This window comes from Pseudomonas sp. zbq_18, assembly GCF_043102245.1.
GTDB lineage: Bacteria > Pseudomonadota > Gammaproteobacteria > Pseudomonadales > Pseudomonadaceae > Aquipseudomonas.
Window position 1 is genome coordinate 15,940 of the sequence record NZ_JBICIT010000010.1, and the last position, 16,866, is coordinate 32,805.

Annotated in this window: 25 protein-coding genes, 1 tRNA gene and 1 pseudogene; 6 read left to right on the forward strand and 21 right to left on the reverse strand. The window is 61.3% G+C overall.

Going from position 1 to position 16,866, the window contains the following annotated elements; translation table 11 throughout:
* Nucleotides 1-98: 98 nt before the first annotated feature.
* Entirely contained in the window at nt 99-926 is an 828-nt protein-coding gene (gene queF / locus ACF8C6_RS08740; protein ID WP_392498925.1) for an NADPH-dependent 7-cyano-7-deazaguanine reductase QueF, read from the forward strand.
* A gap of 42 nt (nt 927-968) precedes the next feature.
* Here queF and ACF8C6_RS08745 read toward each other — a convergent pair whose 3' ends face one another.
* The 3 genes from ACF8C6_RS08745 to ACF8C6_RS08755 form a co-directional block, all read right to left on the reverse strand.
* Complete coding sequence (locus tag ACF8C6_RS08745; protein ID WP_392498926.1) at nt 969-1,232, reverse strand: DUF4404 family protein; 264 nt, start codon at nt 1,230-1,232, stop codon at nt 969-971.
* A gap of 121 nt (nt 1,233-1,353) precedes the next feature.
* Nucleotides 1,354-2,016 (reverse strand): HAD family phosphatase, encoded by a 663-nt coding sequence (locus tag ACF8C6_RS08750; RefSeq protein ID WP_277691535.1) that lies wholly within the window; start codon nt 2,014-2,016, stop codon nt 1,354-1,356.
* Nucleotides 2,017-2,080: 64 nt separating this feature from the next.
* A complete protein-coding gene (locus ACF8C6_RS08755) occupies nt 2,081-2,488 on the reverse strand; it encodes an acyl-CoA thioesterase (protein WP_392498927.1) in 408 nt (135 codons plus the stop codon).
* 106 nt (nt 2,489-2,594) lie between these two features.
* Between ACF8C6_RS08755 and ACF8C6_RS08760 the strand changes: the two genes are divergently transcribed.
* Entirely contained in the window at nt 2,595-3,293 is a 699-nt protein-coding gene (locus ACF8C6_RS08760) for a VacJ family lipoprotein (protein WP_392498928.1), read from the forward strand.
* Between the two features lie 48 nt (nt 3,294-3,341).
* On the opposite strand, the gene ACF8C6_RS08765 is transcribed toward ACF8C6_RS08760, so the two are convergent.
* The gene (locus ACF8C6_RS08765; protein ID WP_277691539.1) at nt 3,342-3,641 is read right to left on the reverse strand and encodes a PilZ domain-containing protein; all 300 of its coding nucleotides are present in this window, start codon (nt 3,639-3,641) and stop codon (nt 3,342-3,344) included.
* Between the two features lie 214 nt (nt 3,642-3,855).
* Here ACF8C6_RS08765 and rssB point away from each other — a divergent pair, with 214 nt between their 5' ends.
* Nucleotides 3,856-5,040 carry a two-component system response regulator RssB gene (gene rssB / locus ACF8C6_RS08770; protein WP_392498929.1) on the forward strand — a complete coding sequence of 395 codons (1,185 nt, stop codon included), beginning with the start codon at nt 3,856-3,858 and terminating at the stop codon, nt 5,038-5,040.
* Entirely contained in the window at nt 5,037-5,531 is a 495-nt protein-coding gene (gene rssC, locus ACF8C6_RS08775; RefSeq protein ID WP_277691540.1) for an anti-sigma factor antagonist RssC, read from the forward strand. Before rssB ends, rssC begins: the two co-directional genes overlap by 4 nt.
* Nucleotides 5,532-5,597: 66 nt before the next feature.
* Here rssC and tal read toward each other — a convergent pair whose 3' ends face one another.
* A complete protein-coding gene (gene tal, locus ACF8C6_RS08780; RefSeq protein WP_392498931.1) occupies nt 5,598-6,521 on the reverse strand; it encodes a transaldolase in 924 nt (307 codons plus the stop codon).
* Nucleotides 6,522-6,594: 73 nt separating this feature from the next.
* Nucleotides 6,595-7,575 carry a tRNA dihydrouridine(20/20a) synthase DusA gene (gene dusA / locus ACF8C6_RS08785; RefSeq protein ID WP_392498932.1) on the reverse strand — a complete coding sequence of 327 codons (981 nt, stop codon included), beginning with the start codon at nt 7,573-7,575 and terminating at the stop codon, nt 6,595-6,597.
* Nucleotides 7,576-7,713: 138 nt separating this feature from the next.
* Between dusA and ACF8C6_RS08790 the strand changes: the two genes are divergently transcribed.
* On the forward strand, nt 7,714-8,019 hold the full coding sequence (locus tag ACF8C6_RS08790; RefSeq protein ID WP_392498933.1) for a DUF2388 domain-containing protein: 306 nt from the start codon (nt 7,714-7,716) through the stop codon (nt 8,017-8,019).
* A gap of 56 nt (nt 8,020-8,075) precedes the next feature.
* Here the strand turns inward: ACF8C6_RS08790 and ACF8C6_RS08795 are convergent, their stop codons facing one another.
* Nucleotides 8,076-9,359, reverse strand: coding sequence for an NAD(P)/FAD-dependent oxidoreductase (locus ACF8C6_RS08795; RefSeq protein WP_392498934.1), 1,284 nt, complete (start codon nt 9,357-9,359; stop codon nt 8,076-8,078).
* A gap of 185 nt (nt 9,360-9,544) precedes the next feature.
* On the opposite strand from ACF8C6_RS08795, the gene ACF8C6_RS08800 reads away from it, so the two are divergent.
* A tRNA-Val gene (locus ACF8C6_RS08800) sits at nt 9,545-9,621 on the forward strand.
* Nucleotides 9,622-9,724: 103 nt separating this feature from the next.
* Here ACF8C6_RS08800 and ACF8C6_RS08805 read toward each other — a convergent pair.
* The 14 genes and pseudogenes from ACF8C6_RS08805 to ACF8C6_RS08870 form a co-directional block, all read right to left on the reverse strand.
* Nucleotides 9,725-10,867, reverse strand: coding sequence for a tyrosine-type recombinase/integrase (locus tag ACF8C6_RS08805; protein ID WP_392498935.1), 1,143 nt, complete (start codon nt 10,865-10,867; stop codon nt 9,725-9,727).
* Nucleotide 10,868: 1 nt separating this feature from the next.
* Entirely contained in the window at nt 10,869-11,102 is a 234-nt protein-coding gene (locus ACF8C6_RS08810; protein ID WP_392498936.1) for a hypothetical protein, read from the reverse strand.
* A 68-nt stretch (nt 11,103-11,170) separates the two neighbouring features.
* Complete coding sequence (locus tag ACF8C6_RS08815) at nt 11,171-11,551, reverse strand: hypothetical protein (RefSeq protein WP_392498937.1); 381 nt, start codon at nt 11,549-11,551, stop codon at nt 11,171-11,173.
* A gap of 2 nt (nt 11,552-11,553) precedes the next feature.
* Nucleotides 11,554-11,943 carry a hypothetical protein gene (locus ACF8C6_RS08820; RefSeq protein ID WP_392498938.1) on the reverse strand — a complete coding sequence of 130 codons (390 nt, stop codon included), beginning with the start codon at nt 11,941-11,943 and terminating at the stop codon, nt 11,554-11,556.
* A 54-nt stretch (nt 11,944-11,997) separates the two neighbouring features.
* Nucleotides 11,998-12,210, reverse strand: coding sequence for a hypothetical protein (locus ACF8C6_RS08825; RefSeq protein ID WP_392498939.1), 213 nt, complete (start codon nt 12,208-12,210; stop codon nt 11,998-12,000).
* Nucleotides 12,207-12,536 carry a hypothetical protein gene (locus tag ACF8C6_RS08830; protein ID WP_392498940.1) on the reverse strand — a complete coding sequence of 110 codons (330 nt, stop codon included), beginning with the start codon at nt 12,534-12,536 and terminating at the stop codon, nt 12,207-12,209. The genes ACF8C6_RS08825 and ACF8C6_RS08830 overlap by 4 nt, the downstream gene beginning before the upstream one ends.
* An 11-nt stretch (nt 12,537-12,547) precedes the next feature.
* Nucleotides 12,548-12,802 (reverse strand): hypothetical protein, encoded by a 255-nt coding sequence (locus tag ACF8C6_RS08835; RefSeq protein WP_392498941.1) that lies wholly within the window; start codon nt 12,800-12,802, stop codon nt 12,548-12,550.
* A complete protein-coding gene (locus ACF8C6_RS08840; protein WP_392498942.1) occupies nt 12,799-13,503 on the reverse strand; it encodes a hypothetical protein in 705 nt (234 codons plus the stop codon). Before ACF8C6_RS08840 ends, ACF8C6_RS08835 begins: the two co-directional genes overlap by 4 nt.
* Entirely contained in the window at nt 13,500-13,751 is a 252-nt protein-coding gene (locus tag ACF8C6_RS08845) for a hypothetical protein (protein WP_392498943.1), read from the reverse strand. The genes ACF8C6_RS08840 and ACF8C6_RS08845 overlap by 4 nt, the downstream gene beginning before the upstream one ends.
* A gap of 212 nt (nt 13,752-13,963) precedes the next feature.
* Complete coding sequence (locus tag ACF8C6_RS08850) at nt 13,964-14,941, reverse strand: DUF551 domain-containing protein (protein ID WP_392498944.1); 978 nt, start codon at nt 14,939-14,941, stop codon at nt 13,964-13,966.
* Between the two features lie 148 nt (nt 14,942-15,089).
* Complete coding sequence (locus ACF8C6_RS08855) at nt 15,090-15,797, reverse strand: hypothetical protein (RefSeq protein WP_392498945.1); 708 nt, start codon at nt 15,795-15,797, stop codon at nt 15,090-15,092.
* Nucleotides 15,797-15,937, reverse strand: a complete 141-nt coding sequence (locus ACF8C6_RS08860; RefSeq protein ID WP_392498946.1) for a hypothetical protein — start codon at nt 15,935-15,937, stop codon at nt 15,797-15,799. Before ACF8C6_RS08860 ends, ACF8C6_RS08855 begins: the two co-directional genes overlap by 1 nt.
* A 42-nt stretch (nt 15,938-15,979) precedes the next feature.
* On the reverse strand, nt 15,980-16,576 hold the full coding sequence (locus ACF8C6_RS08865; RefSeq protein WP_392498948.1) for a hypothetical protein: 597 nt from the start codon (nt 16,574-16,576) through the stop codon (nt 15,980-15,982).
* Between the two features lie 97 nt (nt 16,577-16,673).
* A pseudogene (locus tag ACF8C6_RS08870) lies at nt 16,674-16,856 on the reverse strand (DNA translocase FtsK); the annotation flags it as partial.
* Between the last annotated feature and the right edge of the window lie 10 nt (nt 16,857-16,866).

Below are 16,866 nucleotides of genomic sequence, written 5' to 3' on the forward strand. Positions count from 1 at the left end.
TTAGTCTGCTTCCCAGGTTGCATCCGGGCTACGGGTGACGAGAGGGCGGTGGGCATGGGGTACAATGCCCGCCGTTTTTCGTTTCTCAGGCCACCGCCATGCAGCATCCCGCCGAACACTCGCCGCTGGGCAAATCCAGCGAGTACGTCTCCCAGTACGCCCCCGAACTGCTGTTCCCCATTTCTCGCACCACCAAGTGGGCCGAGCTGGGGCTGGCGGCCGGCAAGCTGCCGTACCAGGGCGTGGACTACTGGAACTGTTATGAGCTCTCCTGGCTGACACCTTCCGGCAAGCCGATGGTGGCTATCGGTGAATTCGCCATTCCGGCCGACTCGCCGAACATCATCGAATCCAAGTCGTTCAAGCTCTACCTCAATTCGCTGAACCAGAGCGCCTACGCCAGCCCGGCGGACGTCGAGGCTGTGCTGATCCGCGACCTGTCCGCCTGCGCCGGTGCGCCGGTAGCAGTGCGCGTGCGTGGCCTGGACGAAGTGGCCGCCGAGGGCGTGGCAGCCTTGCCGGGGCGTTGCATCGACGACCTGGAGATCGCGGTCAGCGACTACGCCCATCCTCGGCCGGAGCTGCTGTGCTGCGGCGATCAGGTGGTGGAAGAGGTGCTCTACAGCCACCTGCTGAAATCCAACTGCCCGGTCACCGGTCAGCCGGACTGGGGCACGCTGGTCGTCGACTACCGTGGCCCGCGCCTGGATGCGGTGAGCCTGCTGGCCTACGTGGTGAGCTTCCGTCAGCACCAGGATTTCCACGAGCAGTGTGTGGAGCGGGTGTTCCTCGACCTGCAGCGCCTGCTCAAGCCGCAGAAGCTGACCGTTTATGCGCGCTACGTGCGCCGTGGTGGGTTGGACATCAATCCCTATCGCAGCACCGAGGCGATCGCGCCGGACAACCGCCGGATGGTGCGCCAGTAACGAAAAAGCCCGCAGATGCGGGCTTTTTGTTGGGCGCTGGGGCTAGATGCCCATGTTGGCCAGGCTCTGCAGGATATTGCGCAGGGTGCCGGTGAGGGTCGGGTGCTGGCTCTCGAAGCGCTCCACCGCCAGGTTGACGCCGTCGACCAGGGTGGCGTCGGGGTCGCTGGCCAGTTCCTTGGCCAGTTTCAGGTCGATTTCCTGCATCAGCTCAAGCAGTGCGGCGCGATCCTCGATATCCAGTGGCAGGTCGTTGGCGAGCTCCTCGCGTAGTCGCTGGAAATGTTGCTGCAGGCGTGCGGACATAATCGTCTCCTTCTGGGCTACTGCAGAGTTGACCCGTTTATAGCGTCTCGGGTTCGCTCTCTTTACCTGAAGGTTAATCCAGGCTGTTGCGGCCTGCCTGATCCAGAGCAAGTTTTGCGTGTCAGGGCTTTTCGCCTTTGTGCCGGCGGATGGCCAGGTCGCTCAGGCAGGCCGGTAGCTCGCCGGGGTGGTCGATGACCGAGTGAGCACCGAGTCTGTACAGCTCCAGGGTGGCCTGGGCGCGCAGTTTCTCGCGCTCGGCGGCGGCAAGCGCTTGCCAGTCCCCCAGGGCCAGGCCGCACAGGGGGCCGCAGGTAGCCAGGCCGATGCACCACAGTCCGGCATTCAGGCCGGCTTGTAGCAGGCGCGGATCACTGGCGATCAATACGCAGCCTTGCAGGCTGTCGACCTGCAACTCGCTTAATGTGTGCCAAACGGCGTCCGGTGCCGGCCAGGGACGCGAGCCGTTCAGGCGACTGCCATGCAATCCGCTCGGCAGTACGGCGGCAAGGCGCTGGGTCGCAGCGTCCGGCAGTTCATCCAGCCAGGCACATGGCATGCCTTGTCGTTGCAGATCGTCAAGCAGGTCGCAGACGCTGGGCAGAGGTTCGGCGCATTCGTCGGCGCTGGCCAGCAGGTTTGGCAGTAGGTCGGGGTGGTTCAGATCCGAGGGGCGCTCAGGCAGGCCGCTGTGTTGCTGGGCGATTGGCAGGGTGCGCGCGCCATGGTCGACCAGGCAGCCGGTCAGGCCGAATAGCAGGGCGTTGAAGGTTGGCGCGGTCATGGCAAGCTCGCTTCCCTGAGTGAGGCGGGCAGGGTAGCGAGCAGGTATGACGATTACATGACGCTCAGGCGCCCATTACCCGGCGCAGAGGCTCGGGCACCGGCACTGACTGGTTGCCGGCATGGTCAATCCATACCAGTTTGCAATGGCCTTCACCGTAACAGGCGTCAGGTTCTTCCAGCGTGCTCAAGCGGTGTTCGACCACCAGGCTGCTGCGCCCGACCGCGCCAGCGTACAGCTCAATGACCACTGTGGCCGGATGCACCACGGGTTTCAGGTAGGTATGCAGGGTTTGCAGCACAACGGGACCCTGCGGGGCGTGATCAATCTCGATACCGATACTGGCGAACCACTCGACGCGGGCTTCCTGAACGTATTCCAGGTAGATGGTGTTGTTGACATGGCCATAGTTGTCCATGTCGCTCCAACGCACCGGGATATGAGCCGTATGCAGTAGGCGTTTTTCCGACATGTTCAACTCCGCTAGGCTGCTGCTTATTGGGAACGGTGGCGTTTATACTGCGCAACCTGGGTTGGCCGCGGGCCGCCACACTACTGATGCCAAGGAGAGACTGCAAATGCCAATGACCGGTGCGAGCTGGATCGACCGTCTGACCCGCCTGTGCGCCTGCGCGCTGCTGGCGTCCCTGCCGCTGGCCGCCAATGCCGAGGACGACCCCTGGGAGTCTTTCAATCGGCCGGTATTCACCTTCAACGATACACTCGATACCTATGCCCTAAAGCCGATCGCCAAGGGTTACCAGGCGGTTACCCCGCAGTTCGTCGAAGATGGTGTGCACAACGTCTTCAACAACATCGGCGATGTCGGCAATCTGGCCAACAACCTGCTGCAGGGCAAACTGCACGACGCGGGGGTGGATACCGGGCGCCTGGTCTTCAATACCACCTTCGGCCTGCTGGGCTTCTTCGATGTGGCCAGCGAAATGGGCCTGCAGCGCAATGACGAAGATTTCGGTCAGACGCTCGGCGCCTGGGGCGTGGGTAGCGGCCCCTATGTGGTGATCCCGTTCCTCGGCCCAAGCACCTTGCGTGATGCCCCAGCCAAAATTCCGGACGGTTTCCTGGAGCCCTATCCCTACATCGACCACGTGCCGACCCGCAACGTGACCCGTGCGGTCGATGTGGTCGACACCCGCGCCAGCCTGCTGTCGGCGGAGAAGATGATCACCGGCGACAAGTACATCTTCATTCGTAACGCCTACCTGCAGAATCGCGAGTTCCGCGTCAAGGATGGCGAAGTGGTCGACGACTTCTGAGGCTTTCGTCCGGTGTGAAAAAAGGCGGCCTCGGCCGCCTTTTTTGTTTCAAGTCATGGTCAGTATGGCGAGCCCGATGGAGCTTCGTCCGTCGTCCAGGGTGCTGATTCGCACCACTTCGGCTTCGGCTTCCAGGCCTTTTAATTCACTGTGTTCGGAAGGGATCAACACACTCACCCGGTCGCCCATGGCGACTTGGCAGCGAGCTTCCAGTTGCATGCCGGTGCTGGACAAGTCCAGGCAATGGGCCTGAATTTCCTGGCCTGCATGCTTCAACGTGACTGGGGCTTCCAGTCGCATGCGGATGAAATCGCGTTTCTCGCTATAGGCATGGTCGTTCTGGCTCATTAACCCTTCCTCTTGTTTTTTGGGCGCTCCCCGAAGGTCTTATAACCCCCGCCGATTTGAGGTGTAAAGGCGGCTGACGACAATCGGCAGCGGCTTGAATCGCCCTGCGGATGGGAGTACCGTCTGCGCCTTGAATCGATCGAGCACAGATGTTTTCTTTGGCTCGGTGCACTATTTGTCAATCTCTCTCCGGCGTCGTTTGCCTGGATGGCCCATGCACAATCCCAGCGCCAAGCTGCTGATAATCGATGATGATGAGGTCGTGCGGGCGAGTCTCGCGGCTTACCTCGAAGACAGCGGTTTCCAGGTTTTGCAGGCCGAAAACGGGTTGCAGGGACTGGAAGTTTTCGAGCGTGATCAGCCTGACCTGGTCATTTGCGACCTGCGCATGCCGCAGGTCGATGGGTTGGAACTGATCCGCCGCATCAACAAGCTGACCAGCGATATGCCGGTAATCGTGGTGTCCGGCGCAGGTGTGATGAGTGATGCGGTCGAAGCGCTGCGGCTAGGCGCTGCTGATTATCTGATCAAGCCCCTTGAAGACCTCGCCGTACTTGAACACTCGGTACGCCGCGCGCTTGATCGTTATCAGCTGCGCCTGGAGAACCAGCGTTATCGCGACAAGCTGGAGGCCGCGAACCGTGAGTTGCAGGCCAGCTTGCACCTACTGCAAGAGGACCAGAACGCCGGACGCCAGGTACAGATGAATATGCTGCCGGTCACGCCCTGGCAGGCAGATGATCTGCAGTTCACCCATCAGATCATCCCTTCTCTTTACCTCTCTGGGGATTTCGTCGACTACTTCCGCGTAGACGAGCATCGGGTGGCGTTCTATCTGGCGGATGTCTCCGGGCACGGAGCGTCTTCGGCTTTTGTCACCGTGCTGCTCAAGTTCATGACCACGCGTCTTCTCTATGAGTGGAAGCGCAATGGTGTGCTGCCCGAGTTCAAACCATCCGATGTGCTCGGTCACATTAACCGCGGCTTGATCAACTGTAAGCTGGGCAAGCATGTCACCATGCTCGGTGGGGTGATCGACGAGCAGAGTGGGCAATTGACCTACAGCATTGGTGGGCATTTGCCATTGCCTGTGCTGTTTAGTGAAGGCAAGGCCAGCTACCTGGACGGTCGCGGGTTGCCAGTAGGGCTGTTTGCCGAGGCAACCTATAACGACTTGGTGATGGAGCTGCCAAAGTCATTCAGCCTGACGCTGATGTCCGACGGCATCCTGGATCTTCTGCCTGGTGACACGCTCAAAGAGAAAGAGGCTAAGTTGCCTGAGCTGGTAGCGCAGGCGGGGGGCTTGCTCGACGGCCTGCGTCAGGTGCTCGGGCTGGCCAATCTGCATGATATGCCGGATGATATCGCCTTGCTGGTGTTGAGCAGGAACCTTGCATGAATCCTGGGAATAGCCCCGGTAGAATCCAGTTTGCGGAGCAGGACGGTACCTTCGTTCTGAAGTTCGTCGGCGAAGTTCGTTTAACGCTGTGTTCAGCGCTGGATTCGACAATCGAGAAGATTTTTGCGGCGCTGAACTTTTCGGCGATCGTCATCGACCTGACGGAAACCCGCAGCATCGATAGCACCACGCTTGGTCTGCTGGCCAAGCTTTCCATCCTCTCTCGACAGAAGATCGGCCTGCTGCCCACCGTGGTTACTACCCATGAGGACATCACGCGTCTGTTGCAGTCCATGGGGTTCGATCAGGTATTCAATATCGTCGACCGCCCCGTGCCCTGTCCGGAGTGCCTGAGCGATTTGCCCTCGCAGGACCAGTCCGAAGAGGTGGTCAAGGCCAAAGTGCTGGAGGCGCACCGTATCCTGATGGGGCTCAACGATTCCAATCGCGAGGCCTTTCATGATCTGGTGAGTGCGCTGGAACGTAGTTGAGTTAAGTCCAGGCATGAAAGAGGGGCGATATCCTCGCGGATATCGCCCCTTCTTATTGGGCTGTGATCAGCTGCGTTTGGCGAGCAATACTTCCAGTTTTTCCTGGTCGCGGGCAAACAGGCGAATACCTTCGGCCAGCTTCTCGGTGGCCATGGCGTCCTCGTTCAGGGCCCAGCGGAAGGTCGATTCATTTAGCGACTGGCGAGGCTCGCCAGCCTCGGGGGTGAGGATGCGTGGCAGTGTGCCTTCGGCATCTGCCAGTTGTTGCAGTAGATCGGGGCTGATTGTCAGTCGGTCGCAGCCGGCCAATTGCTCTATCTGACCCAGGTTGCGGAAGCTGGCTCCCATCACCACGGTGTCGTAGCCATTGGCCTTGTAGTATTGGTAAATGCGCGAAACGGATTGCACGCCTGGGTCTTCGGCGCCTGCGAAGTCGCGCCCTTCGGCTTTTTTGTACCAGTCGTAAATGCGCCCGACGAAGGGCGAAATGAGGAATACGCCGGCGTCGGCGCAGGCCACGGCCTGGGCAAAGGAGAACAGCAGGGTCAGGTTGGTCTGGATGCCGGCTTTTTCCAGTTGCTCGGCGGCGCGAATGCCTTCCCAGGTCGATGCGATCTTGATCAGTACGCGCTCCCGGCCGATGCCGGCTTGGTCATACAGGTCGATGATGCGTTCGGCACGGCGCAGGGTGGCCTGGGTATCGAAGGAGAGTCGAGCATCGACTTCCGTTGAGATACGCCCCGGAATGGCTTTCAGAATCTCCTGGCCCACGGCTACGCCGAAATGATCGCAGGCCAGGCCCAGGTCACCCTTGCCGGCATCGACCGCCTGATTCAGCAACTCGGCATAACGGGGCAGGGCGGCCGCCTTGAGCAGCAGCGACGGGTTGGTGGTGGCATCGACCGGTTTCAAGCGGGTGATGGCATCGAGGTCACCCGTATCGGCGACGACCGTGGTGTACTGCTTGAGTTGTTCCAGTTTGCTGGTCATGACGGAGCCCTGTCGTTGAATGCCCCTGACCTTACCCGAGCGTCGCCGGGGGCTCAACGTCTAGCGCGGGCTTTCAGCGTCCGTTGAGCAGCGCAATGGCCTGGTCGAATACCTGCAACGGTTCGGCCGTCTTGTGCACATCCACCGAGAGCAGTTGACGGAAGCGTCGTGCCCCCGGAAAGCCTTGCGCCAAGCCGAGTACATGACGGGTTACATGGTGCATGGCGCCGCCCTCGGCTATGTGGCGTTCGATATAGGGGCGCATCCGGCTCAGGGCTTCGGATCGGGTAATCGCCGGCTGGTTCAGGCCGAACAGTTGTTGGTCGACCTCGGCCAGGAGATAAGGGTTATGGTAGGCCTCACGCCCTAGCATCACGCCGTCGAAGCTCTGCAGGTGCTCGCGACATTCGTCCAGGGTTTTTATGCCGCCGTTGAGGATAATCTCCAGTTGCGGGAAATCCCGCTTGAGCTGCGCGGCTACTTCGTAGCGAAGTGGCGGGATCTCGCGGTTTTCTTTGGGCGAAAGGCCTTCGAGAATGGCGATGCGCGCGTGTACGGTAAAGCTGGTGCAGCCGGCCTGATGAACGGTTCCGACGAAGTCGCACAGCTCGGCGTAGCTGTCGCGGCCGTTGATGCCGATACGGTGTTTCACCGTCACCGGGATACTGACGGCATCCTGCATCGCCTTGACGCAATCTGCCACCAGCTGTGGATGGGCCATCAGGCAGGCGCCGATCATGTTGTTCTGTACCCGGTCACTTGGGCAGCCAACGTTCAGATTGACCTCGTCGTAACCCTGCTCCTCGGCGAGCCGGGCGCAGGCCGCCAGGTCAGCTGGGTTGCTGCCGCCCAGCTGTAAGGCCAGCGGGTGTTCGGATTCGTCATAGCGCAGAAAACGCTGCCTATCGCCATGTAAAATGGCGCCGGTGGTGACCATTTCGGTGTAGAGCAAAGCATGGCTAGACAGCTGGCGCAGGAAGTAGCGGCAGTGGCGGTCGGTCCAATCCATCATCGGGGCGACGGAAAAGCGACGGGAGAGGGGGGCGGTTTGCATAAGGGGCCGGTAGGACTGGAAGGCAGGCGGCATTTTACCTTAGCTTTCGTCAGGGGCGGCGTTTGGCTGCTATACCTTGATTGAGACGCTGGATAGTCTGTTGCCAGGGTTTCATCTTCGTTTACAGGAGTTCGCACTATGCAAAGCAAGTACTGGTTGGCGGCAATGGTTCTGGGTTGCAGTCTGCAGGTGGGGGCGACCAGCTTTGTGGTCACTACCGATGCGCTGGTCAATACAGTTGAGGGGACTACCGATTTCACGTCGTCGAGCTTCGGTGACGATAAGGTGGTGCGGGAGGCCAAGGATGACGCTGCAAGCTTCGTTGCCAGTGAGGGTGTAATTCGAGGTGCCCACCTGGAGGCTGCGCTGACGCACATACGCGGCAAGCTTCCGGGGTTGCAGGCAGATGATATGCAGCTGGCCCAGGCAATTCTGGCGATCTGACCTTTGCTCTGAAATTAAAAACGGCGCCATTGGCGCCGTTTTTATTTTCGCGTGGGTTATACGCCGAGCTTGTCGCGCAGGCTGTAATACCAGGCGCCGATGGCGCTGAACGGTACCTGGAACAAGCGGCCACCCGGGAACGGATAGTGTGGCAGGCTGGCGAAGGCGTCGAAACGTTCGGCCTGGCCGCGCAGGGTTTCCGCCAGCAGCTTGCCGGCCAGGTGGGTGTAGGTCACGCCGTGACCGCTGCAGCCCTGGGAGTAATAAATGTTGTCGCCGAGGCGGCCGACCTGGGGCAGGCGCGACAGGGTCAGCAAGAAGTTTCCGGTCCAGGCGTAGTCGATTTTCACGTCCTTGAGCTGCGGGAAGGTCTTGAGCATCTTCGGGCGGATGATCGCCTCGATGTTGGCCGGATCGCGGGCGCCGTAGACGACGCCGCCGCCAAAGATCAGACGCTTGTCGCCGGACAGGCGATAGTAGTCGAGCAGGTAGTTGCAATCCTCGACGCAGTAGTCCTGCGGCAGCAGGCTCTTGGCCAGCTCGTCGGACAGTGGTTCGGTGGTGATTACCTGGGTACCGCAGGGCATGGACTTGCTGGCCAGTTCCGGCAGCAGGTTGCCCAGATAGGCGTTACCGGCGACGACCACGAACTTGGCTTTTACACGGCCTTCCGGCGTGTGCACCACCGGGTTGGCGCCGCGCTCGACGCGAATCGCCGGGCTCTGCTCATGGATGATGCCGCCCAGGGACTCCACTGCAGCCGCTTCGCCCAGCGCCAGGTTCAATGGGTGGATATGGCCACCGCTCATGTCCAGCATGCCGCCAACATAGGTGTCGGTATCCACGATTTCGCGGATGCGCTTCTCATCCAGCAGTTCAAGCTGGGTATGGCCGTAGCGTTCCCATAGTTTCTTCTGCGACTCCAGGTGTTTCATGTGCTTCGGGGTGTTGGCTGCGAACACACCGCCGTCCTTCAGGTCGCACTTGATATCGTACTTGGCAATGCGCTCACGAATGATGCGGCCACCTTCGAAGGCCATGTCGCCGAGCAGCTTGGCGTGCTTGGGGCCGACGGTGCGCTCGATCACATCGATGTCGCGGCTGTAGCTGTTGACGATCTGGCCGCCGTTACGGCCCGAGGCACCGAAGCCCACCTTGGCGGCTTCGACGATGGTGACCTTGAAACCGTTCTCCAGCAGGAACAGGGCAGTGGAGAGGCCGGTGTAGCCGGCGCCGATGATGCAGACATCGGTCTCGGTCTCACCCTGCAGGGCCGGACGCTGCGGAACCGGGTTGGCCGAGGCTGCGTAGTAGGACTGGGGGTAGGGAGTGTGCGCCATATTTGAACCTATGTTCTTTATTTTTTACGAAGTGGGCCCATGCTACCCGAGGCAAAATGCGCCGGCTAGCCTGTGTGCAAAATTTTTAACGTCCCGCTGTGCAGCAAAAAATCCACTTTTTCAGTGGCTTAGCGAAAAAAGTGGTTGACACTCAGGCGAATCTCCCTAAAATGCGCCTCCATTGCAGGCACATAGCTCAGTTGGTTAGAGCACCACCTTGACATGGTGGGGGTCGTTGGTTCGAGTCCAATTGTGCCTACCAAACGCAACCCGCGTACTGCGGGGCTTAGAAGGCGATCCGAGAGGGTCGCCTTTTTTGTTTTGGGAAAACTTTGGGAAAACTTTGGGAAAACCCACCACCCAACTCAAAGTTTCAGACCTGCCTGGACGTGCTGGTAAATCACCTCTTTCTGCTCATGCCCTTCCTGATAATAGGCGGTCATGTCCGGGGTCGCATGGCCCATCAGCACCTGCACATACTCCGTCGAGAAACCCTGCTGCTCGTACAGCCAGGAGCCCAGCGCGCGTAATTCGTGCATGGTGGGCCGGGCCTTGGGGTTCTCGATGTGATCGTAAGCCTTGGCCAGGTCGCGGGCCTTGCGGAACTCCTTGGTCAGGTAGTCATCCGTCACCGCCGACCAATGCAGCTTGGCCTCGATCTGCTCACGCTTGCGGGCCTTCGGCCGGTAGCAGATCAGGTAAGGGCTGGCGATGGGCTCTTTCAGGCACTCCTGCACCACCGCGCGCAGGTCGGCGCCCATTTCGATTTCCAGATGAATGGGCGTGTCGTAATTCTCGGTCTTGCCGGGGCTGACGCGGATCACGTTGCGGCTCATGTCTACGTCGGCGCGCTCCCAGGTGACTAGATCCTCGCGGCGCTGCAAGCTCAGCAGCGCCAGGCGAATGGCGCGCTTGAGCCAGGTCGGCGTCGTGTCGGCGTCGAGAATCTTCTGCACACCTTCTACCGTGTGACGCTGGCGCACCTTGTCGGCCTCCTGCTTCTGCAGGGTCAACTCGGCGCAGTTACGCTCAGCCAAGCCCTTGGCCACGGCGAAGGCGTAAATCTGTATCCACAGGCCGCGATGCTTGGTGTAGGCGTTGTTGCTGAACTGATCCAGATACTCGGCCATTGCCAGCACGTCGAGTTGGCCAATCATGCGGGCGCCCAGGTCGGCCCGGTAGCGCTCCAGCTTGATGCGGATTTCCTTGAGCGTGGAGTCGGCCAGCTTGCGCCCCGGCAGCCATTCCGACTCGAAGCGCTCCAGCAGGCGCTTGATGGTCGGCGCCTGCTCACCGGTCAGCAGTTGCAGCAGCGCGCCGTCGTCGCTCATCAGTGGGGCCAGCTTGGCATTGGCCAGCTTGGCGAGCTTGATCGCCTCTGCCATCGGCTTGTTGATACTGGTCTTCTTCCCGGTGATTGGGTTGCGGTACTGCCAATACTTCCCGTTGGGGTACAGGTTTTCAGGCAGGTTGCGGTTCTTGCCGGTACGCGGGCGCGGTGGGTTCATATCAGCTTACCGCCATCATCTTGTGCAGGAGGGGGTCGGTCGAGCCGGTCAGCTCGGCATTGAGGTCTACGAAGTACATTTCGCCCTTCACCTCGCCGACGATCACGCCTTCGTCGATCCAGCGTTTCAGTTGCTGCAGGCTGGGCTTTCCACCAGCAAAGCGCAGCGCGCGGTATTCGCTGGCTTCCATCAGTCGCGGGACTTGCGCCGTGATCTGAGTCACTACTTTGGCCATAGGTATACCTCACTCGCCCGGCAAGGCCGGGCAAGATCAATGGTTCAAGGTTGCGGGGAGTTGCAGGGCTAGGCGCAGCGGGAAACGGCGTCAGCCACGATGCGGTGCGGATGCTTTGCCGTTGCCGACAAGGCGAGGATTTGCCGGAGGGCAGGGGAGGCGGCGCGCGTGCTGAGCCGCTGCAAGACGGCGCGCAGTGCGCTCGGAGTCGGGTGGAGCCTGGAGGCCAGGCCCATTGCCGTGAGTACAGTCAGCTCGCACAGCGGGCGGTGCGTTGCGCGCCACCACAAGTGCTCCTTGCCGATAGGCGCACGTTCGCGCCATGCCTTGCCTTCCTGCTCCAGGGCGCGCAGCTCTGCGCGTACCTGCTCCGTATTCATGCCTGTGGCCGTGACCAGCAGGCTGACGGTCATCCCGTCGGGGTGGGTGATGTGGCGCCAGACGCTCATGGCTAAGCTCCGAACTTGATCTTGACGCCGCTGCCAAGGCTGACAACGCCAGGCTCTTCACCCAAGACCTCTTTCATCAGGGCGTAGGTTTTCGGCGCCGACTTGGCCTTGCTCCAGTTCAGGCCCACCTCATCGAGGAAGCAGGCTTCGATCTCCGCCCACCGGCCGATAAGGCGCCCCCAAACCACGCCGAGCGCCGCAATCTTGTCGAAGTGCTCGCGCACCTCTGGCACTGCCTCCAATAGCAGAAGGCAGCGGTTCAGGTCGTCAGGATCGCTCGGGTAAGAGCGGTCACTTGGCAGGCTGCATGCGGTCATGGCCATTGCCTTGGAAGAGGCGCCAACGCGCCCGGTTGCGATCCATCGAAGGACTTTTGATTGAATTTCAGACACAGCAAATCCTCCCGCCCTATGTGGGCAGATAGAAAAGGGGATGGGGTTGGGTGGCTAGGCGGCGGGTTCGGCTGGAATCTTCATCCCGCAATCCGGCCAGCCCATCGTCACGCTGATGCGCTGGTAGTCGGTAACGTCTGCGTTGCGATCCAGCTTGCTCCACGCCAGATAGCGCTGGCAGGTGTCGCGCTCGGGGCACCATTCGCCGTCTGTCCGCAGATCGAAGCGCCCTGAGCAGCGCGATACGTCATAGGGGAGAGTGGTCATTTGGACTGATCCTGCTGGCCGGCGCGCTCCCACTCGATCACAGACTGGACGCGCCGGATGAAGCGCTCCTTCGACTCGTGCGGCGTCGTGCAGAGCTGGCCGATGCGGTCGATCACGCGGCGGGTTATTGCCAGTTCGTCCGCAAGCCGCTGGCAGCGGGCGATGTGGTCGCCAGTGATGGCCGACTGGCGGTCTAGCGCATCTGCCAGTCTCTCGCGCTCAGACTCAAGGGCAATATTCCTTTGCGCCCACTGGTCGGCCAGGTTGTTGGCGTCACGCAGTTGAGCCTCCAGCAGCTTTTTCTCTCGCATCAGTCGGTTAATCATCGCCGCTGCCCTCAGTAGTCGTAGTCGTATTCATCGAAGCACACTGCGCACAGCGGACGAGCGCCATGCTGCGCATGGGTCGAATCGCGCGGCACCCACCTGGATTTATCGGCGAACCGACCGCAGTCCCGGCAGGCGGTGAAGTGGTCGGCGGCCTTTCGCTGGCTGATACTGATCGCCACTTGGCGCATGGCCTCGTCATAGTCAGCCATTACCTGCATGTAGCGAGCTTTATCTTCTGGCGTTACAAGCACTTCACTGCTCACGGCTTGCCCTCCTGCGCTTGTCGCCAGGTGGAGAGGGCGGTGCGTAGCGCTTCTTCATCCTCGGATTCCAAGATGATCCTGCCTGACGTGCCGCGCCCAAGTTTCAGCGTTGCCTCCAGCGCCTTAACCAGCCCCTCAACATCGGGCGAGGCGGGCGGGTATGCGTAGAGCGGGACTTGCTCTTTGCTAAATTGCTGATGGCTGGCGTAAATCAGAAGATCGTTGCTGCTGAGAAACTTCGGATTAACCCAGGCAACTGCCTCCCGCCCCTTCACCTCGGCCAGCTCGGCGCGCAGGGCGTCGCGTTGTTTCTGCATGTCAATGGCGTTCTGCCCGTAAGCGTCGCGCGCCGACTTCGCATCGGCCAGCTCTGCCGCCATAGCTGCGGTGATGCGCTGGTGCTGGGCGACGGTCATGAGTGGATTGACCGAGTAGCCCGACTGCCCTTGCCAATGGCGCATGATGAAATCAACTGTCGATAGGTCTAGAACCGCCCCGTCATCAGCTATGGCTGCGCAGCCAACCACCTCGACCACCTCCCCGCCAGCCGCTCGGATTGCGGCGAGCTGGGCGGATAGGGCGTCGCGTTCTGCTGCTGCATCTTGCAGCAGGTCAATGGTCTGCCTGATCTTTGCTAGCAGCCCATCGCCTAGCGTCTGGATATGGAGCTGTCTGGCAATTTCTTGGATTGGGTCACTCATCGCTCACTCCTAGCGGGCTGGGGTTGGCGGTCGGCGTCTTTAGCTGTCCATGGCAGGTACTCCAGGCACCATGTTGGGTGAAACGGCATCGTGTGCTTCATGCCGTCCAGCTGGATATTCAGTCGGCAGTCTTTGGCGCTGCGGATGGTTCCGAGTTCGCGCTTACCGTCGCCGAAATACACGACTCGGCCGCCGCGCTTTGCCGGCACGCCATACCATTTGCGGGTTCGCTCCATGTTTCCGGCCATCCCTCACTCCTCCCTCTGCATCTGGTCGCCTCCTTCGCTCTGGCGGGGTTGCTGGGATGGCGGCCAGCAGTCTATCTCCCCAACAGCGTTCATCTTCCCGGCCATTCCAGCCGCCTGGCATGTCGCATAATCCTTGGCCTGTTGCTCTGGGCTGCCACGGTACCCGTCACACCCTGACAGCAGCACAACCGCTGCAATGATGGATGCTCGCCTCACGCCGCACCCCCATCCGCCTGCTGGGAAAGGGCGGGCGGAGCGGGTAGTGGCATCCAGTGCGTGACGGCGCACTGCTCGCCGTCTTCCTCGGCCGCCTGGAACAAGTCGCGCACGCTGCGCGTCGCCTTCGTGGTGACCACGCCGCACACGAAAGCAGTGACCATCGCTCCGTCCTGTTTCACAGTCGGCAACCGCTCGTTGCACGCTATCCACTCTCCCGCCTGCTCGTTACGTGGTGCTGGGTGAGCGGGGGCGGCACCAGTGCCGGCGCATTCGGGGCATGGCTCGTTCCAGAAGTCGTAAGTCTCTGGCGTTTGTCCGACCTGCCGCGTCACCTCGCCGTGCCCCTGGCAGTAGCTGCACTCGGTTCCAGCCGGCGCAGATTGCGCACGCTGCCAGGCGAGACACTCGACCCATCCAGTCCGATAATCCTGCACTCGGTCGTTCGCATATCCAGGGCCGTTGTCGGTCGGCCAGCGCTTTGCGGCCCCTTCTCCGGCCTCGCGCTCGATCCACGCCTCAAACGCCTCGCGCTCATCAGGCGCAGATTGCGCGGCGCTGGGTTGGGGTTGCGGATACTTCGCTTCCTGCGCATCAAATGCCCGCTCGGCTATCTGCTGGCCGTTTTCGCGCAGGCACTGGATTAGCGGGGGGAGGTGGTCGGGGCTGGCTTGCTCGGCCCTGCATCGGAAGCAGCCGCTGATGCATCCTGAGCATGCGAGCGGGTCGCTGGAGTAGATGCCGCTGGGTTGCTCGCTATGGTCGGCAGGCTGGGCGGTTCGGCGATTCCATGCAGCGATGGCCGTCTCTGACTTTTCTTCGACAAAGAACGTCGTCAGTCCTGTTCCTTTGCATTCGGTGCCTGGGCCGCAGACTATGAATCGCAAGTCACCATCGTTCTTGATGGAAGCCGAGCCCCCGCAGAACGGACACGGCAGCAACTCCACCGGCACCGCTATGGTTGGGTTGGTCATGGTCGGTTCCTCTTGTTCCGTGCTTTCTCGCCCTTGCTACGTGGGCGCGGCTTGTGTGGGTCGCCGCCCTCACGGCTAGCGATGGTTGGCGCAGTCCAGGCGTGGCTACATGCAATGGCCAAAGCAAGGGCGCTGAGCTTGATTCGGCTCACGACTCCACCTCCCCGGCTGGCTTGGCGTTGAGGCGGGCTACCTCGCCGACATAGCGGATGCTGATGCAGCTGCCTTCCTCGTCGAACTCGATGCTGTCGAACTCGCGCTCAGGTAGTTCAATGGCACATCGCAGGGTCGTTGAGCTGAACGCCTCGCCGGTCATGCCGTACTGCATTTCCGCCCATTCTTCCGGGCTTTCGACTGCGCCGTTTTCGTCGTCGCCCCAGTAGTAGGACGGGGTGGCCAGCTTGGCCTCCAGCTCAGCCACGCGGGCGCGGAGCTGGGCGTCCTCTGCGATCAGTAGCTGCGCAGAGTCATGGAGCAACCGCCCGACGACTCGAAGACTCTCAATCTCCGCATCCCGCTCAGCCAGCAGGCGCTGGGCGTCGGAGAGGCGGCAGAGGGGTTCGTGATGTAGAGTCTGAGGCTCTTCCTCTGCACCTTCCTCTAGCCAAGTGCCAAGCTCGGGTTCGTCCGGCAGGCTCACTCGGAACGCCACCACCTCCAGCCCCTCGCCGCACTCGGGCTGCGGGTGGCGGGCGAGGGTGGCGCGGGCTTTCCATCCCTGCCACCAAAGCTCCATCGCTGAACTGGCATAAGAGCCATCCGGGTGCTTTGAGGGATTGCTGTGCCCTCCCAATCGCATGTGAGCTTCAAATTGCTCGCGCTCCATCTCTTCCGCGCTCAGTTTCTTGTCTTCCATCACACACTCCAGTAGATAACCAGGCCCAGCAGCATCAGGCCGGCAATGCCCATCAGGGCGTAGAAGCCTTGCGCGGCTTCGATCAAATCAGGCTCAGGCTCAGGCTCGCTGTCGAGCTGGCGCTTGGGGTCGTAGGTCATGGCTGTGGCTCCTTGTCCGTGAGGCATGCAAGGTAGGGGTGTTCATGTTGCCCCTTGGTGTCTCATCGCCCGGCGGTGGCCGGCGCAGGCTTTGGTTGGCTGGCCTTCCTTGTCCAGGCGTAGATGGCAGTTGAACTGCATCAGCTCGCGCTGGCAGTGGCTGGCTTCGCTGGTGGTGATGGGTGAAGTGTTGGCCGGCGTGCCGAGCCGGTAGGCGCAGCCGGCACAGGTGCCTTTCTGTGAAACACCATCTGCCAGCAGAACACCCTGCAGGGCGCCGTACATCGTGGGCAGGTTGGCCTTCTCGGCGGTGTGCGGGTGCATGCCTTCCTCTGTCAGGATCAGCTCTGTCATGATCCGGCAGTTCTCGACCACGGCGTTGGCCATGCCCAGCACCTGGGCGAACAGGTCGAGCATTGCGCCCTGGTCGCGCTGGGCTGCCATGCGCGCCAGCACTTTGCGGCGCAGATCGAAGGGCAGCAGGGTGGCTCCTGACAGCTCCAGGGCATCCGCCGGCGCGATCAAGTAGTCGGTGGCAGATTGGTTCATGGCCTTTTCACCTTCCGCACGGGGCGCGCCTTCGGCTTGTCGCGCCAGGTTGTTCAGCAGGCCACGAAGATTGGGGGTTGTGTTGGGCATGAGTAGTCCTCGCCATTGGCGTGAAAGGTGGTTGCTGGATAGGCTCATCACGCCCGCCGGCCGCGCATCGGGCAAGGATGGCGGCCGGACTGGGTGGTCAGATCACGGAGCGGCTGCCGTCAGATGCCATCGGCGTGACGATGCCCTGGCGCTCCATTTCCTCGATCATGCGAGCGGCGCGGTTGTAGCCGATCTTGAGCTTGCGCTGGACGGCGCTGATGCTGGCGCGCCCTGACTCGCGCACGAAGGCGACGCCATCCTCATACAGCGAATCAGCCTCTTCTTCGGCG

Excerpts from the sequence above, each read along its gene's own strand:
- queF (WP_392498925.1), top strand. The coding sequence starts at position 99 with ATGCAGCATCCCGCCGAACACTCGCCGCTGGGCAAATCCAGCGAGTAC.
- ACF8C6_RS08745 (WP_392498926.1), bottom strand. The coding sequence starts at position 1,232 with ATGTCCGCACGCCTGCAGCAACATTTCCAGCGACTACGCGAGGAGCTC.
- ACF8C6_RS08750 (WP_277691535.1), bottom strand. The coding sequence starts at position 2,016 with ATGACCGCGCCAACCTTCAACGCCCTGCTATTCGGCCTGACCGGCTGC.
- ACF8C6_RS08755 (WP_392498927.1), bottom strand. The coding sequence starts at position 2,488 with ATGTCGGAAAAACGCCTACTGCATACGGCTCATATCCCGGTGCGTTGG.
- ACF8C6_RS08760 (WP_392498928.1), top strand. The coding sequence starts at position 2,595 with ATGCCAATGACCGGTGCGAGCTGGATCGACCGTCTGACCCGCCTGTGC.
- ACF8C6_RS08765 (WP_277691539.1), bottom strand. The coding sequence starts at position 3,641 with ATGAGCCAGAACGACCATGCCTATAGCGAGAAACGCGATTTCATCCGC.
- rssB (WP_392498929.1), top strand. The coding sequence starts at position 3,856 with ATGCACAATCCCAGCGCCAAGCTGCTGATAATCGATGATGATGAGGTC.
- rssC (WP_277691540.1), top strand. The coding sequence starts at position 5,037 with ATGAATCCTGGGAATAGCCCCGGTAGAATCCAGTTTGCGGAGCAGGAC.
- tal (WP_392498931.1), bottom strand. The coding sequence starts at position 6,521 with ATGACCAGCAAACTGGAACAACTCAAGCAGTACACCACGGTCGTCGCC.
- dusA (WP_392498932.1), bottom strand. The coding sequence starts at position 7,575 with ATGCAAACCGCCCCCCTCTCCCGTCGCTTTTCCGTCGCCCCGATGATG.
- ACF8C6_RS08790 (WP_392498933.1), top strand. The coding sequence starts at position 7,714 with ATGCAAAGCAAGTACTGGTTGGCGGCAATGGTTCTGGGTTGCAGTCTG.
- ACF8C6_RS08795 (WP_392498934.1), bottom strand. The coding sequence starts at position 9,359 with ATGGCGCACACTCCCTACCCCCAGTCCTACTACGCAGCCTCGGCCAAC.
- ACF8C6_RS08805 (WP_392498935.1), bottom strand. The coding sequence starts at position 10,867 with ATGAACCCACCGCGCCCGCGTACCGGCAAGAACCGCAACCTGCCTGAA.
- ACF8C6_RS08810 (WP_392498936.1), bottom strand. The coding sequence starts at position 11,102 with ATGGCCAAAGTAGTGACTCAGATCACGGCGCAAGTCCCGCGACTGATG.
- ACF8C6_RS08815 (WP_392498937.1), bottom strand. The coding sequence starts at position 11,551 with ATGAGCGTCTGGCGCCACATCACCCACCCCGACGGGATGACCGTCAGC.
- ACF8C6_RS08825 (WP_392498939.1), bottom strand. The coding sequence starts at position 12,210 with ATGACCACTCTCCCCTATGACGTATCGCGCTGCTCAGGGCGCTTCGAT.
- ACF8C6_RS08830 (WP_392498940.1), bottom strand. The coding sequence starts at position 12,536 with ATGATTAACCGACTGATGCGAGAGAAAAAGCTGCTGGAGGCTCAACTG.
- ACF8C6_RS08840 (WP_392498942.1), bottom strand. The coding sequence starts at position 13,503 with ATGAGTGACCCAATCCAAGAAATTGCCAGACAGCTCCATATCCAGACG.
- ACF8C6_RS08845 (WP_392498943.1), bottom strand. The coding sequence starts at position 13,751 with ATGGCCGGAAACATGGAGCGAACCCGCAAATGGTATGGCGTGCCGGCA.
- ACF8C6_RS08850 (WP_392498944.1), bottom strand. The coding sequence starts at position 14,941 with ATGACCAACCCAACCATAGCGGTGCCGGTGGAGTTGCTGCCGTGTCCG.
- ACF8C6_RS08855 (WP_392498945.1), bottom strand. The coding sequence starts at position 15,797 with ATGGAAGACAAGAAACTGAGCGCGGAAGAGATGGAGCGCGAGCAATTT.
- ACF8C6_RS08860 (WP_392498946.1), bottom strand. The coding sequence starts at position 15,937 with ATGACCTACGACCCCAAGCGCCAGCTCGACAGCGAGCCTGAGCCTGAG.
- ACF8C6_RS08865 (WP_392498948.1), bottom strand. The coding sequence starts at position 16,576 with ATGCCCAACACAACCCCCAATCTTCGTGGCCTGCTGAACAACCTGGCG.